Raw genomic sequence first — 13,943 nt, forward strand, 5'->3', positions numbered from 1 at the left:
GTCATCGATCGGCGGTGAGTTTCCCACCCCGAAGTCGTGACAACGGCGGAGTTTGAACTCGCGAATACCGCGTGACCAGTGGGGACGCCGGCCGGAGCTGAGATCGTCTACCCGCTCACCGATGAGAATCGAGGTGTCCGGGCTGACTCACCGGCCGAGCAGCTTCTCCAGCCGGATCGGCAGGTCGCGTACCCGGACGCCCGTGGCGTGGTGCACGGCGTTGGCGATGGCGGCGGCGCTACCGACGATCCCGATCTCGCCGATCCCCTTGACCCCGGCCGGGTTCAGCTCGGCGTCCTCCTCGGCCACCCAGTACGCCTCGATCCGCTCGACGTCCGCGCAGCCGGTGACGTGATAGGTCGCCAGGTCGTGGTTCACCCAGTCGCCGTACCGCTCGTCGAGCACGCCCTCCTCGTGCAGCGCCATCGACAGTCCCATCGTCATGCCGCCGATCAGCTGGCTGCGGGCGGTGGTCGGGTTGACGATCCGCCCGGCGGCGAAGACCCCGAGCAGGCGCCCCACCCGCACCTCGCCGGTGTCCGTGTCGACCCGGACCTCCGCGAAGTGCGCGCCGTACGCGTAGCGGGCCAGTGGGCGTTGCGCCCGTACCTCGTCGGCGGTGCTCACCTCGGCGGTCAGCCCGTCCGGCGGCAGCGTCCCGCCGGGAGTGTCGCGGAGCCGCTCGCGCAGCGTCTCGCAGGCCCGGATCACCGCCCAGCTCCACGAGGCAGTGCCCATCGAGCCGCCGGCGACGCCGGCCGGTGGCAGATCGCTGTCGCCGATCCGGATCCGGACCCGTTCCGGCGGGACCGCCAGCGCGTCGGCGGCCACCAGCCAGAGCGCGGTACGGGCGCCGGTGCCGATGTCGGTGGCGTTGATCCGGACCTCGAAGCTGCCGTCCGGCGCGGCGGTGACCGCGGCGGCGGCGGCCAGGCCCCGTGCCGGGTAGCTGGCGCCGGCCACCCCGGTGCCGATCAGCCACCGCCCGTCGCGTCGGGCCCGTGGCGTCGGGTCACGTCCGGCCCAGCCGAACCGGTGGGCCCCCTCCCGCAGGCAGGCGACCAGGTTCCGGCTGCTGAACGGCTGCCCGCTGTCGGGGTCGACCGCCGGGTCGTTACGGATGCGCAACTCCACCGGGTCGACGCCGCAGGCGATCGCCAGCTCGTCCATCGCGGACTCCAGCGCGTACGCGCCGGGGCACTCGCCCGGCGCCCGCATCCAGAACGGCGTGGGCACGTCCAGCCGGACCAGTCGGTGGGTGGTGCGTCGGTGCGGCGCCGCGTACATGCTGCGGGTGTAGACGGCGGTCTGCTCGGCGAACTCGGTCAGCGTCGAGGTCTGGCTGATCGCGTCGTGGCAGATCGCGGCGATCCGGCCCTCGGCGTCCGCGCCGAGCCGGACCCGTTGGATGGTGGGTGTGCGGTAGCCGATCGGGCCGAACAGCTGCTGCCGGGTCAGGGCGAGCCGGACCGGCCGGTCCACCTGTCGGGCCGCCAGCGCGGCGAGCACCACGGCGGCCTTCGGGTACCCCTTGCTGCCGAAACCGCCGCCGACGTGCTCGGCCACCACCCGGACGGCCTCCCGGGGCAGCCCGAAGAGCTGGGCGAGGGTCGCCTGCACCGGCGACGAACCCTGGGTGGAGTCCTGGACCAGCAGCCGGCCGTCCTGCCACCGCGCTGTGGTGGCGTGCGGCTCCATCGGGTTGTTGTGGTGGGCCGGGGTGCGGTAGGTGGCATCCAGCTGGACCTCGGCGGCCGAGTACCCGGCGTCGAAGTCACCGCTCGCGGTGTCCGTCGGGTAGCTCGGATTGACCTTGTCCGGCCGGTACAGCCCGGGGTGGTGCTCGGAGAGCACCGTGCTGTGCGCGACGGTGTCGTAGTCGATCCGGACCAGCCCGGCTCCCTCCCGCGCCGCCTCGATGCTCTCCGCGACCACCACCGCGACGAACTGGCCGCGGTAGTGCACGGTCGGCTCCTGCAGCAGGAACAGCTCCGGGTCCACGTCGGGGGTGAGCCGGGGGGCGTTGCCGTGGTGCAGCACGTCGAGCACTCCCGGGACGGCCAGCGCGGGGGCGGGGTCGATCCGGCTGATCCGGCCGCGGGTCGCCGCGGCGGGTACGGCCCACCCGTAGGTCACCGCCTCGGCCGGGTACTCGACCGCGTAGCGGGCAGCGCCGGTCACCTTGTCCCGGCCCTCCAGCCGTGGGTGCTCGCGCCCCACTGCGCCGGTTGAGGTGGCGGTCATCGGTTCACCGGGCCGGCCAGGTCGGTGAGTGCGCGGACCGTGATGTTGCGGATCAGCGGGACCTTGAACGCGTTGTGGTGCAGCGGTCGGGCCGCGGCCAGTTCGGCGTCCGCGGCCTGCGCGGCCAACTCGGCGGTGAACGGCCGGCCGCGCAGCGCGTCCTCCGCCCGGTACGCCCGCCAGGGCCGGTGCGCCACCGCCCCGTACGCCAGCCGGACATCGCGGACGATGTCCCCCTCCAGGTCCAGTGCCGCAGCCACCGAACCGACCGCGAACGCGAACGACGCCCGGTCCCGGACCTTCACATACGTCGACCGCGTCGCGAACGGCAGCGGTGGAACCCGCACGGCGGTGATCAGCGTCCCCCGGGCGAGCGTGGTCTCCCGCTCGGGATGCGCGCCGGGTGACCGGTGCAGTTCGGTGACCGGGACCTCGCGGGGCCCGTCCGGCTCGTACGCCTCGACCACCGCGTCCAGCGCGACCAGGGCGACCGCCAGGTCGGACGGATGGGTGGCCACGCACGCCTCGGACCAGTCGAGGATCGCCAGGTCCCGGTTCTGCCCGTGCAGGGCGGCGCACCCGGTGCCCGGCTCCCGCTTGTTGCACGCCCGGCCGGTGTCCTGGAAGTACACGCAGCGGGTGCGTTGCAGCAGGTTTCCCGCCGTGGTGGCCATGTTGCGCAGCTGTCCCGAGGCCCCGGCGAGCAGCGCACGGCTGAGCATCGGATGGTGCTGCCGGACCAGCGGGTGGGCGGCGAGGTCGCTGTTGCGGACGGTCGCGCCGATCCGCAGTCCGCCGTCCGGCAGCGGGTCCACCGTGTCCAGCGCCAGCCGGTTGACGTCCACCAGCAGGTCCGGCCGCTGCACGCCGAGCCTCATCAGGTCCACCAGGTTGGTCCCGCCGGCGAGGTACGCCCCGTCCGGGGCCGCGTCGAGCAGGGCGACCGCCTCTGCGACGCCAGCCGGACGGTGGTAGCGGAACGGTCTCATCCCGACGCCGCCGCTTCGCGGACCGCGGCGACGATGTGGGGATACGCAGCGCAGCGGCACAGGTTGCCGCTCATCCGCTCCCGGATCTCGGCGTCGGTGAGCTCCACCGGTCCCGTCAGGTCGGCGGTGACCGCGCTGGGCCAGCCGGCGGCGACCTCGTCGAGCATGGCCCGGGCGGAGCAGAGCTGCCCGGGGGTGCAGTATCCGCACTGGAACGCGTCGTGCGCGATGAACGCCGCCTGGAGCGGGGAGAGCTCCCCGCCGGTGGCCAGCCCCTCCACGGTCCACACGTCCCGGCCGTCGAGAGTGACCGCCAGGAGCAGGCAGCTCTTCGCCCGCCGGCCGTCGAGCAGCACTGTGCACGTACCGCACTGGCCGTGGTCGCAGCCCTTCTTGGACCCGGTCAGCCCCAGCCGCTCGCGCAGCGCGTCGAGCAGGGTGGTGCGGTTGTCGAGCGTGACCTCGTGGGTGGTGCCGTTGACGGTGAGGGTGACCGGGGACGACCACCCGCCGTCGGTCGGGTCCACGCCCGCGCGCCCGTTCTGCACCGGGTCATCGTACCGACAACCGTAGGATAAGCCTTCAAATCGGGGCAGATGGCTCCTCGGTGGAAGGGGTGACCGGCGCATGCGGGATCTGCTCGCCTCGCTCTGCGACCTGCACCGACGGGGTGTGCCGTTCGGGCTGGCGACCGTGGTGTCCAGCACCGCCGGAATGCCGGCGCCGGGCGACCTGCTGGCCGTCGACCCGGTCGGGGAGGTGCGTGGCGGGATCCCGGCCGGCTGCGTCGAGTCGGCGGTGCTCGACGCGGCGGCGGAGGCGCTGCGCACCGGCCGACCCCGGCTGGCCCGGTACGCCGTGGGCGCGGACGGCCCGTGGCCGTCCCGGCCGGGCTGCACGGGCAGCCTGTCGGTGCTGGTGCGGCGGGTGGCCCCGGGCGACCCGGCGGGGCGGGTGCTGTGCGCTTTGGCCGGCGCCGGCCCGGTCGGCGTCGCCACGGTCACCGGCGGTCCGGCGCCGTTCGCCGCCCAGCTGGTGATCCGGCCCGACCGCCGCGAGGGCACGCTGGGTGACCCCGTCCTGGACGACTGGGTGGCCGGGCAGGCCGCCGACCTGTTCGGTACGGGCGGGACCGTTCTGCTCCGGCGGGCCGGGCGTCCGCCGGTACGGGTGCTGCTCCAGGCCGTCCCGGCGACCCCGGGGATGCTGCTCGTGGGCGCGACCGCGGTGGCCGCGGCGCTGAGTCGGATCGGGGTGGACCTCGGCTACCGGGTCACGGTCTGCGACCCGCGCCCGGCGTTCGCCAGCGCCGGACGTTTCCCGGCCGCCCACGAGGTCCACCGCGCCTGGCCACACCGATGGCTGCCCACCGTCGGAGTGGACACCAGCACGGTGCTCTGTCTGCTCGGCCACGACCCCCGCCACGAACTCGCACTGCTGCGCGCGGCGCTGGACACCCCGGCCGGCTACATCGGCGTGCTGGGCAGCCGCGCCGCCCACGCCGCGCGGGTCGACCGGCTGCGCGCCGAGGGTGTGTCCGAGGCGCAGCTGAACCGGCTGGCCGCGCCGGCCGGGCTGGACCTCAACGGCCGGACCCCCGTGGAGATCGCGCTGGCGATCGCGGCGGAGCTGGTGGCCTTCCGGCGCGGGGGGAGCGGGCGGCCGCTGACCGGGCTGACCGGCCCGATCCACCGGACCGGCCTGCCCGCCACACCCCGGCGGGCGGTGGAGGCGCGATGACGGTCGCCGGGCTGGTGCTCGCCGCCGGGGCCGGTAGCCGCTTCGGTCGGCCGAAGGCGCTGGTCGAGGTCGACGGGGAGCCGCTGGTGCGGCGGGCGGTGCGCCTGCTGCGGGCCGGGGGATGCACGCCGGTGCACGCCGTGATCGGCGCGGGCGCGGACGAACTGCCGGCGCTGCCCGGGGCGGTGCCGGTGCTGAACCGGCGGTGGCGAGCGGGACTCGGGGCGTCGCTGCGCTGCGGCCTGACGTCCCTGCCCGGGTACGCCGCCGCGGTGGTGGTGGTGCTGGTGGACCAGCCGTCGCTCGCACCGGGGGCGGTCCGCCGGGTCCGGGCGGCGTACGCGGCCGGAGCGTCGGTCGCGGTGGCCACCTACGCCGGGCGGGCCGGGCACCCGGTCCTGCTGGCCCGGGCGACCTGGCCGATGGTCGCCCGGCACGCGGTGGGCGACCGGGGCGCCCGGGACTTCCTGCGCGCCCGGTCGGACCTGGTCGTCCCGGTGCCGTGCGACGGTGTCGGCTCGCCGGCCGACGTGGACACCCCGGCCGACCTGGCGGCGTTCTAGCCCCGGGGGAGCGGGTGCCGCCGGGCGGATGGGTCACGCCCGGTTCCGGCCGGACGGGCCGGCGGACACGGAACGGGGGCGGGCCGACCGGCCCCGCCCCCGTCACCGTCGTACCGCTCAGTGCACCGGCACCTGCGCGGCCGCCTCCTCCTGGGCGCGTCGCTCGTCGCCGCTGAGGGTGTGCAGCGGCTTCTCCTTGATGAACAGCACGACGACCAGCGCGAGCAGCGCGAACGGCGCGCCGACCAGGAACAGGTCGGCGGTGGCGGTGCCGTACACGTCCTGCACGATGCGCAGCACCGGCTCGGGCAGGGTGGACAGGTCCGGCACCTCCGCGGAGCCGCCGCCGGTCGCCGCGGCCGGGCCGAGCTTCTCGGTCATCAGCGAGGTCACCCGGTTGGCCAGGACGGCGCCGAGCGCGCTGACCCCGATGGCCCCGCCCATGCTGCGGAAGAAGGTCAGCACGGAGGTGGCCGCGCCGAGCTCGTGGGCCGGCACGTCGTTCTGCGCGGCGAGCACGAGGTTCTGCATGAGCATGCCGACGCCGATGCCCAGCACGGCCATGTAGATCGACAGGACGACCACGCTGGTGCGGGCGTCGATGGTGCCCAGGAGCAGCATCCCGACGGTCATCACCGCCGCGCCGGCCACCAGGTAGGCCTTCCACCGGCCGAACTTCGTGATGAGCTGGCCGGCGATCGTCGACGAGACGAGCAGACCGAAGATCATCGGGAGACTCATCAGGCCCGCGACGGTCGGCGACTTGCCCAGCGAGATCTGGAAGTACTGGGACAGGAAGACGGTGCCGCCGAACATCGCGACGCCGACCAGCACGCTGGCGACGGTGGCCAGCGAGACGGTGCGGTTGCGGAAGATGTCCAGCGGGACGATCGGCTCCGCCGCCCGCGACTCGACGAGGACCGCCAGCGCCAGCAGGACCACCCCGCCGGTGACCATCGCGGCCGTCCAGCCCGAGGCCCAGGCGAACTTGTTGCCCGCCAGGGACGACCAGATCAGCAGCGTGGAGACGCCCGAGGTGATCAGCACCGCGCCCAACCAGTCGATCTTCACCGTCCGGCGGACGACCGGCAGGTGCAGGGTGCGCTGCAGCAGGACGATGGACAGGATGGTGAACGGCACCCCGATCAGGAAGCACCACCGCCAGCCCAGCCACGACGTGTCGACGAGCAGGCCGCCGATCAGCGGACCGGCGATGGTGCCGACACCGAAGACCGCGCCGAAGATGCCGGCGTAGCGGCCCAGCTCGCGCGGCGGGATCATCGCCGCCATGACGATCGTGGCCAGCGCGGTCATGCCACCGGCGCCGATGCCCTGCACGACCCGGCTGACCAGCAGCACCTCCACGTTCGGCGTGAAGCCCGCGATCAGCGAACCCACCACGAACAGCCCCAGCGACAGCTGGATCAGCAGCTTCTTGCTGTACAGGTCGGCCATCTTGCCCCACAGCGGCACGGTCGCCGTCATGGCGAGCAGTTCGCTGGTGACGATCCAGGTGTAGACGGTCTGGCTGCCCTGCAGATCGGCGATGATCCGCGGCAGCGCGTTCGCCACCACCGTGGAGGCGAGGATGGACACGAACATGCCCACCATCAGGCCGGAGAGGGCCTGGAGAACCTCCCGACGCGACATGCGCGTGCCGACGACCTCGGCCGGGTCGGCGGGCGGGGCGGTTGTGGTCATTGACGCTCCCTTTCGGGGTGGATCCGGATTGGCTGGCCCCGGAACGGCTGCGCCGGGGCGGGGAACTGGTGGGTCAGGAGGTGGGCGACGGATCCGGCAGGCCGGCGACGACCGCGGCGAACGCCTCGTCCACGAAGTCGCGCAGCGGCCGGCCGTCGGTGTCGGCGGCCCAGCGCAGCATCGCCGTGCGGAAGGCGGCGCCGGCCACCGCGGTGACCAGCGCCGGGTGGCCGTGGTCGGGATCGACACCGAGGCGCGCGCCGATCGCCTGGATCATGGCCCGCTCGGTCTCGATGTTGCCGGCCATCAGGCGGGGCAGCAGCGCGGGATTCTGGGCGATGACCGCCAGGCGCAGCCGCCACAGCTCGCGCTCGGACTCCATCGTGTCGATCGCCTCGTCGAGGGCGATCCGGACGGCCGGCACCGCCGGCACCTGCGGTGGGGCGGCCGCCAGCCGCGCCACGACGCGGTCGCGGTCGACCGCCAGGTCGGCGATGAGCGCGTCGTCCTTGCAGGTGAAGTAGTTGAAGAAGGTACGCGAGGAGACGTCCGCCGCCTCGCTGATCTCCTCCACCGTCACGTGCTCCAGGCCGCGTTCCGCGACCAGCCGCAGCGCGGCGGCGGTCAACGCCGCCCGCGTCTGCCGCTTCTTGCGGTCCCGGCGCCCGGTGGCGGCCTGTTCGGTTACGGTCACTCCGGCGACGCTACGAGTCAACTTGCGGAGCCTGCAAGTTTTTATTCTGTGAAGTGATGTTCCCGACCGGCGCCGGCGCGCCCGAGATCGGAGCGAGGCGTGGGCAGTCCGGATTCGTCAGGGTCTGAGGTGATCGCCGTCGCGTACGCGATCGGGCTCCGGGCCCCCACCGACCGCGTGCCGCCATCGACCGTGATCGTCAACCGCCGACGGGTCGTCGTCCCGTGAGCGCCGTCGACGTGCTCGTGGTCGGGGCGGGGCCCACCGGGCTGGCCATGGCGGCGCAGCTGGCCGCCTTCGGCGTGCGGGCCCGCGTGGTCGACCGCGCGGTCGACCGGGCCCACGAGTCGCGGGCGTTGGCGATTCAACCGCGCACCCTGGAGGTCCTCGCCGGCCTCGGGGTGACGGACGAGCTGCTGGCCGGCGGCAACCCCGCGGTCCAACTGTGCCTGCACGCCCACGGCCGGGTGCGGGCGGTGCGGCTGTTCGACCTGGGGCTGGGGGACACGGCCTACCCCTATCTGCTGTTCCTGTCCCAGGCGGAGACCGAACGCATCCTGGGCGAGCACCTGGCGGCGGTGGGGCTCGGCGTCGAGCGGGGCGTCGAGCTGGTGGGGATGAACCAGACCGAAGACGGCGTGGCGGCGACCCTGCGGCACGCCGACGGTCGCGAGGAACCGGTGTCGGCACGGTACGTGGTGGGCTGCGACGGCGCGCACAGCACCGTGCGCCACCTCGCCGGAATCGGATTCGAGGGCGGCGCGTACCCGCAGACGTTCGTCCTGGCCGACCTGGAGGCCGACGGCGTCGCCGGCGGCGCGGCGCACGCGTTCGTGTCCGGACGGGGGACGTTGTTCCTCTTCCCGCTGCGGCACCCGGCCAGCTGGCGGCTGCTGGTGATGCGTCCACCCGCCGACGCGCCCCCGCCCGAGTCCCCGGTCACCCTCGACGAGGTGCAGGCGCTCGCCGACACCTACACCGGCGCGACCGTGCGGCTGCACGACCCGATCTGGATGACCAACTTCCGGTTGCACCACCGCGCCGCCACCCGCTACCGCGCCGGGCGGGTGTTCCTGGCCGGCGACGCGGCGCACATCCACAGCCCGGCCGGCGCGCAGGGCATGAACACCGGCATCCAGGACGCGGTCAACCTCGGTTGGAAACTCGCCCACGCCCTGCACGGCGGCGCCGATCCGAGCCTGCTGGACACCTACCAGGCCGAGCGGGCGCCGGTCGGCCGGATGGTGCTGCGCTTCACCGACCGGGCCTTCGTCGCGGCCACCTCCACCAACCCGGTCGTCCGGTTCGTCCGCGGCCGCCTCGCCCCCGCGCTGATCCCCGCCGTGCTCGCCCCCCGGTTCGTGCGGGCCACCGCCTTCCGCACGGTGTCGCAGCTGGGCATCGGCTACCGGCGGAGCCCGCTGTCGACCGACGGCCCTCGCCCGCCGCGCAAGGGTCCCCGGGCCGGTGACCGGCTGCCCGACACGCCGGTTTCCGGCGCCGACGGTGGCACGCTCCACCGGCTCACCGCGGCGCCCGGGTGGCACCTGCTGCTCTGCGGCCCCCCGGCCGCCTGGTCGACGGGCGAGGCGGCCGGACTGGCGCAGCGGTATCCCGGCCGGCTCACCGTGCACCGGCTGACCGAATCCGACAGCGCCGGGGGAGCGGTCCCCGCCGCCCGCGCGCTGCGCCGGCTCGGCCTCGCGCCCGGTGCCAGCGCTGCGTACCTGGTCCGCCCCGACGGCCATGTCGGCTACCGGTCGGGCGGCACGGACCTGACGGGGTTGACGGCCTACCTGGACCGCTGGCTTCCCTCGTGACGCCGGCGGCGACCCCGTGCCCGCTCGAAGGCCTGGCGCAGCCGTCCGAGCGGCGTGCGCCCCACCGGCCACGCCACTACGGACGCGGACCCGCCGCGGCCAGCAGCTCCGCCAGTTGGCCCAGGTCATCGAGGCGAAGGTCGCCGTCCAGCCCCTTGAGTGCGGCGGTCATCGCGCCGGCGGCCCGTCCGGCCCGCAGGCCGACGTCGGCATCCTCCACGACCAGGCACCGCGCCGGCGGCACGTCGAGCAGCTCGGCGGCGCGCAGGTAGCCCTGCGGGTCCGGCTTCCCCACCGTGACGTCCTCCACCGTGACCAGCACCGGCGCGTCGATTCCCGCCGCGCCGAGCCGGGCCTTCGCCAGCCGGCTGTCGGCGCTGGTCACCACCGCCCACGGCAGCCCGAGCCTCGCCAGCGTCTCCAGCAGCGCCGGCGCACCACGGGTGGCGGTGACGTCGGACAGGTCGTCGTACTGCAACGCCAGCTGCCAGTCCGCTGCCGCGGCCACCGCGGCGTCGTCCAGGCCCGGCAGCAGTCGACGCACCGTGCGGTCGGCGGGACTGCCGTGCGCGATCGCCAGCACCGCCTCCGGGTCGACGCCGTACTCGGCCGCCCACACCCGCCACGCCCGCTCGACCGCGGCGTCGGAGTCCACCAGAGTGCCGTCCATGTCCAACAGCACTGCACCGACCGACGACACGTCCATGGTCACCTCCCCTAATATACTCGCACGGCGAGGATAAGGTGGTGAGGCCCGCTCATGGCAAGTCCTTCCCGGCACCGCGCCGAGACGGCGCGCTGGCTCACCGCGTCGCAGGTGCTGGCCACGCTGCACCGGCGTCCGGGCATCACCCGGGCCGCCATGGCCGCCGAGTTGCAGCTGACCAGCGGTTTCGCCACCGAGATCACCGCCCGGCTGCGTGACCTGCGCCTGCTCACCGAGACACCCGCGCCGGCGCGGGGACGGGGGCGGCCCACGACCGTCCTGCGACCGCATCCCGAGGGGCCGGTGGTACTCGCCGTCGACCTGCGGCAGGAGGACTGGCGACACGCCGTCGCGACCATCGACGGGCAGTTGCACGAGGTCCGGCAGCGGTCCCACCGGACCCGCGAGCCGGCCACCGTGCTGGCCGCCGTGCGGCAGAGTGTCGAGGCGACCCGCCAGCGGTACGGCGCGCGCCTTCGCGCGGTGTCGCTGGCGGTCGCCGGCACCATCCATGACGGCCACCTCGTACAGGCCGCCACCCTCGGCTGGCGCTCGGTCGACCTCACCGCCGTCACCGCCGGCACGGACCTGCCGCTGCTGCTCGGCAACGACGCGACCCTCGCCGGCGTCGCCGAGGCCCGTACCGGCGCCGCCGTCGCGGCCGGCACCGCCCTGCACCTGATCGTGGGGGTCGGCATCGGCGGCACGCTCACCATCGCCGGGGTACCGGTGACGGGCGCGCACGGCGCCGCCGGCGAGTACGGCCACCTGCCCTTCGGCGACCGGGAACAGCGCTGCCCCTGTGGCGCCCGCGGCTGCTGGGACCTCGACGTCGACGGCCGTGGCCTGGCCCGCCACCTCGGCGAATCCCCACCCGCCGATCCGCGGCGCTACGCCGGGCAGGTCCTCGACCGGTGCGCCGTGGACCCGCGCGCCCGCCAGGCGGTCCGGGCCGTCGCGATCTCCCTCGGCAGCGGCATCGCGGGTCTGACCAACCTCCACGACCCCGACCTGATCACGCTCGGTGGACTCGGCCCCGCCCTGCGGCACGCCGCCGCCGACGCCTTCGACACCGCCTACACCGACGGTCTGATGACCCTGCACCGCGCCCGCCCGCCGTCGGTCGTGGACGCCGCACACGGGGACGAGGGTTCGCTGCGCGGCGCCGCCATCGTCGGGCTCGACCACGTCACCGGCCAGAGCGCCCTCGCCGAGTGGGTGCGCACCCTCGCGACACCACCCGGCGACGCGGCCCCGACGCTTTCCGGCTGATTCCCCGAGCACCACCACACTCTCCCGGCCTCGTTGAAAAGGCGATCCACCAGGCGTATGACGGAGTGGCCGGCCACGCCGGTCGATTTCGTGTCGTACGGGTGCCGTTCAATCGGCCTGCACGCGGTCGGGCCGGTTCCGCAGGTCTTCAGCACGGTGACGGTGCCGCTCGGCGTCCCGGCGTGCGGCCCCGCTGGTCAGGTCCGCGCGGTGCGACGGGAGGCGCTACCTGGAATGGATGAGAGAAGGGTTGAGATCATGAGTAGACGTACCACCGGCCCGGCCGTCGAGGCCGAGGGCCTGACCAAAGCGTTCGGGGAGACCCGAGCGCTCAACGGCATCGATCTCCAGGTCCCCGCCGGTACGGTCTACGGCCTGCTCGGCCCGAACGGCGCCGGCAAGACCACGGCGGTACGGGTGCTGGCGACGCTGCTGCGTCCCGATGGCGGCACGGCGAGGGTCTTCGGTCACGACGTGGTCGCCGACGCCGACGCGGTCCGCGCCCGGGTCAGCCTGACCGGCCAGTACGCCTCGGTGGACGAGGATCTGACCGGCACGGAGAACCTCGTGCTGCTCGGTCGCCTGCTGGGCCTGAAGAAGCCGGCGGCCCGCGACCGTGCCGAGAGCCTGCTCGCCGCGTTCGGCCTGACCGAGGCGGGCGACCGCCAGGTGAAGAAGTACTCGGGCGGCATGCGACGGCGCATCGACATCGCGGCGAGCATCCTGAACACTCCCGACCTGCTGTTCCTGGACGAGCCGACGACCGGGCTGGACCCCCGCAGCCGCAACCAGGTCTGGGAGATCATCCGGGCCGTCGTGGCGCACGGCACGACGGTGCTGCTGACCACCCAGTACCTGGACGAGGCGGACCACCTCGCCGGCCGGATCGCGGTGATCGACCACGGCCGGGTGATCGCGGAGGGCACCCCGGGGGAGCTGAAGTCGTCGGTCGGCTCCGGCACCGTCCATCTGCGGCTGCGCGACCCGGGGCAGCGGCCCGAGGCCGAGAAGGTGCTGCAGGCGGCGCTGGGCGTTCCGGTGCAGCTCGACGCCGACCCGGTCGCGCTGACGGCCCGGGTCGGCGGGGGCGGCAGCGACCTCGACGCGACCCGGCACGCGGCCCGCGCCCTCGGTGACCTGGCCGGCGCCGGCATCGTCGTGGACGACTTCTCCGTCGGCCAGCCGAGCCTGGACGAGGTCTTCCTGGCCCTGACCGACCATCCCGCCGCCACGGTGGACGAGCAGAACAACGAGCTGGAGGCAGCCCGATGAGCGAGACCGCCACCACCACGACCGGGCCCGCCCCGGCCGTCTACGTACCGTCCGCCGAGGCGCTGGGCACCGTGCTCGCGCCGGGCGCGCGACCGCCCCGGCCGACGGCGCTGTCGGCGTCGCTCACCTTCGGCTGGCGCGCCATGTTGAAGATCAAGCACGTGCCGGAGCAGTTGTTCGACGTGACGGCGTTCCCGATCATCATGGTGCTGATGTTCACCTACCTGTTCGGCGGCGCCCTCGCCGACAGCCCGCGGGACTACCTGCAGTTCTTCCTGCCCGGGATCATGGTGACCAGCGTCGTGATGATCACCATGTACACCGGCGTCGGCCTCAACACCGACATCGAGAAGGGCGTCTTCGACCGCTTCCGTACGCTGCCCGTCTGGCGGCCGGCCGCGCTGGTCGGCATGATCTTCGGCGACGTGCTGCGCTACGTCCTGGCGGCCCTGGTCATCCTCGGTGTGGGGCTGGCGCTGGGGTTCCGGCCCGGCGGCGGGCTGCTCGGGGTGCTGGCCGGGATCGGCCTGCTGGTGGTCTTCTCGTTCGCGTTCTCCTGGGTGTGGACGTTCTTCGGCCTGATCCTGCGCAGCGAGAAGTCCGTGATGGGCGTCAGCATGATGGTGCTGTTCCCGCTGACGTTCCTGAGCAACGTCTTCGTCGAACCGGCCACGATGCCCGGCTGGCTCCAGGCGTTCGTCAAGGTCAACCCGGTCACGCAGCTGGTGGCCTCGGTGCGTGCGGCGATGTCGGGGTCCTCCGACGCGTCGAGCATGATGTGGACGCTGCTGTGGAGCGCCGGGTTCGTCGTGGTCTTCGGCACCCTGACGATGTACCGGTACAACCGCCGCTGATCCTGACGCGACGAACGATCCCGCGCGCACCAGCCGGTGAAGGATTTTTTCATGCATTGTGATTAGCAGGAAGGCTATTGACAGCGGC

The 13,943-nt window shown here is 73.8% G+C and carries 12 protein-coding genes; 6 read left to right on the top strand and 6 right to left on the bottom strand.

The window, feature by feature from the left end; translation table 11 throughout:
- Positions 1–147 precede the first annotated feature (147 nt).
- From FHX75_RS03685 to FHX75_RS03695, 3 genes are read right to left on the bottom strand one after another with little or no spacing between them, the layout of a single operon-like run.
- Positions 148–2,244 carry a xanthine dehydrogenase family protein molybdopterin-binding subunit gene (locus tag FHX75_RS03685; RefSeq protein ID WP_154936657.1) on the bottom strand — a complete coding sequence of 699 codons (2,097 nt, stop codon included), beginning with the start codon at positions 2,242–2,244 and terminating at the stop codon, positions 148–150.
- Positions 2,241–3,233: an FAD binding domain-containing protein gene (locus FHX75_RS03690; protein WP_154936658.1), complete on the bottom strand. Its 993-nt coding sequence runs from the start codon at positions 3,231–3,233 to the stop codon at positions 2,241–2,243. The genes FHX75_RS03685 and FHX75_RS03690 overlap by 4 nt, the downstream gene beginning before the upstream one ends.
- Positions 3,230–3,781: a 2Fe-2S iron-sulfur cluster-binding protein gene (locus FHX75_RS03695; protein WP_281290794.1), complete on the bottom strand. Its 552-nt coding sequence runs from the start codon at positions 3,779–3,781 to the stop codon at positions 3,230–3,232. The genes FHX75_RS03690 and FHX75_RS03695 overlap by 4 nt, the downstream gene beginning before the upstream one ends.
- A 79-nt stretch (positions 3,782–3,860) precedes the next feature.
- On the opposite strand from FHX75_RS03695, the gene FHX75_RS03700 reads away from it, so the two are divergent.
- Together FHX75_RS03700 and FHX75_RS03705 are read left to right on the top strand one after the other, a co-directional pair.
- Positions 3,861–4,973 (top strand): XdhC family protein, encoded by a 1,113-nt coding sequence (locus tag FHX75_RS03700; RefSeq protein ID WP_154936660.1) that lies wholly within the window; start codon positions 3,861–3,863, stop codon positions 4,971–4,973.
- Positions 4,970–5,536, top strand: a complete 567-nt coding sequence (locus tag FHX75_RS03705) for a nucleotidyltransferase family protein (RefSeq protein WP_154936661.1) — start codon at positions 4,970–4,972, stop codon at positions 5,534–5,536. The genes FHX75_RS03700 and FHX75_RS03705 overlap by 4 nt, the downstream gene beginning before the upstream one ends.
- Before the next feature lie 117 nt (positions 5,537–5,653).
- Here the strand turns inward: FHX75_RS03705 and FHX75_RS03710 are convergent, their stop codons facing one another.
- Positions 5,654–7,237 carry an MDR family MFS transporter gene (locus FHX75_RS03710; RefSeq protein ID WP_154936662.1) on the bottom strand — a complete coding sequence of 528 codons (1,584 nt, stop codon included), beginning with the start codon at positions 7,235–7,237 and terminating at the stop codon, positions 5,654–5,656.
- 73 nt (positions 7,238–7,310) lie between these two features.
- Entirely contained in the window at positions 7,311–7,931 is a 621-nt protein-coding gene (locus FHX75_RS03715; protein ID WP_154936663.1) for an acyl-CoA-like ligand-binding transcription factor, read from the bottom strand.
- Positions 7,932–8,155: 224 nt separating this feature from the next.
- Here FHX75_RS03715 and FHX75_RS03720 point away from each other — a divergent pair, with 224 nt between their 5' ends.
- Positions 8,156–9,751 carry an FAD-dependent monooxygenase gene (locus FHX75_RS03720; protein WP_211364312.1) on the top strand — a complete coding sequence of 532 codons (1,596 nt, stop codon included), beginning with the start codon at positions 8,156–8,158 and terminating at the stop codon, positions 9,749–9,751.
- A gap of 76 nt (positions 9,752–9,827) precedes the next feature.
- Here the strand turns inward: FHX75_RS03720 and FHX75_RS03725 are convergent, their stop codons facing one another.
- The gene (locus tag FHX75_RS03725) at positions 9,828–10,457 is read right to left on the bottom strand and encodes an HAD-IA family hydrolase (protein ID WP_154938747.1); all 630 of its coding nucleotides are present in this window, start codon (positions 10,455–10,457) and stop codon (positions 9,828–9,830) included.
- A 54-nt stretch (positions 10,458–10,511) separates the two neighbouring features.
- On the opposite strand from FHX75_RS03725, the gene FHX75_RS03730 reads away from it, so the two are divergent.
- From FHX75_RS03730 to FHX75_RS03740, 3 genes are all read left to right on the top strand, one after another.
- Positions 10,512–11,729, top strand: a complete 1,218-nt coding sequence (locus tag FHX75_RS03730) for an ROK family transcriptional regulator (RefSeq protein ID WP_154936664.1) — start codon at positions 10,512–10,514, stop codon at positions 11,727–11,729.
- Between the two features lie 258 nt (positions 11,730–11,987).
- A complete protein-coding gene (locus FHX75_RS03735) occupies positions 11,988–13,001 on the top strand; it encodes an ATP-binding cassette domain-containing protein (protein ID WP_154936665.1) in 1,014 nt (337 codons plus the stop codon).
- Entirely contained in the window at positions 12,998–13,855 is an 858-nt protein-coding gene (locus FHX75_RS03740; protein ID WP_154936666.1) for an ABC transporter permease, read from the top strand. Before FHX75_RS03735 ends, FHX75_RS03740 begins: the two co-directional genes overlap by 4 nt.
- Positions 13,856–13,943 lie beyond the last annotated feature (88 nt).

The sequence above is a fragment of the Micromonospora palomenae genome (assembly GCF_007829925.1).
In the GTDB taxonomy this organism is placed as follows: domain Bacteria; phylum Actinomycetota; class Actinomycetes; order Mycobacteriales; family Micromonosporaceae; genus Micromonospora; species Micromonospora purpureochromogenes.

Coding starts and splice junctions, on each gene's coding strand:
- FHX75_RS03685 (WP_154936657.1), bottom strand. CDS start 2,244: ATGACCGCCACCTCAACCGGCGCAGTGGGGCGCGAGCACCCACGGCTG.
- FHX75_RS03690 (WP_154936658.1), bottom strand. CDS start 3,233: ATGAGACCGTTCCGCTACCACCGTCCGGCTGGCGTCGCAGAGGCGGTC.
- FHX75_RS03700 (WP_154936660.1), top strand. CDS start 3,861: ATGCGGGATCTGCTCGCCTCGCTCTGCGACCTGCACCGACGGGGTGTG.
- FHX75_RS03705 (WP_154936661.1), top strand. CDS start 4,970: ATGACGGTCGCCGGGCTGGTGCTCGCCGCCGGGGCCGGTAGCCGCTTC.
- FHX75_RS03710 (WP_154936662.1), bottom strand. CDS start 7,237: ATGACCACAACCGCCCCGCCCGCCGACCCGGCCGAGGTCGTCGGCACG.
- FHX75_RS03725 (WP_154938747.1), bottom strand. CDS start 10,457: ATGGACGTGTCGTCGGTCGGTGCAGTGCTGTTGGACATGGACGGCACT.
- FHX75_RS03730 (WP_154936664.1), top strand. CDS start 10,512: ATGGCAAGTCCTTCCCGGCACCGCGCCGAGACGGCGCGCTGGCTCACC.
- FHX75_RS03735 (WP_154936665.1), top strand. CDS start 11,988: ATGAGTAGACGTACCACCGGCCCGGCCGTCGAGGCCGAGGGCCTGACC.
- FHX75_RS03740 (WP_154936666.1), top strand. CDS start 12,998: ATGAGCGAGACCGCCACCACCACGACCGGGCCCGCCCCGGCCGTCTAC.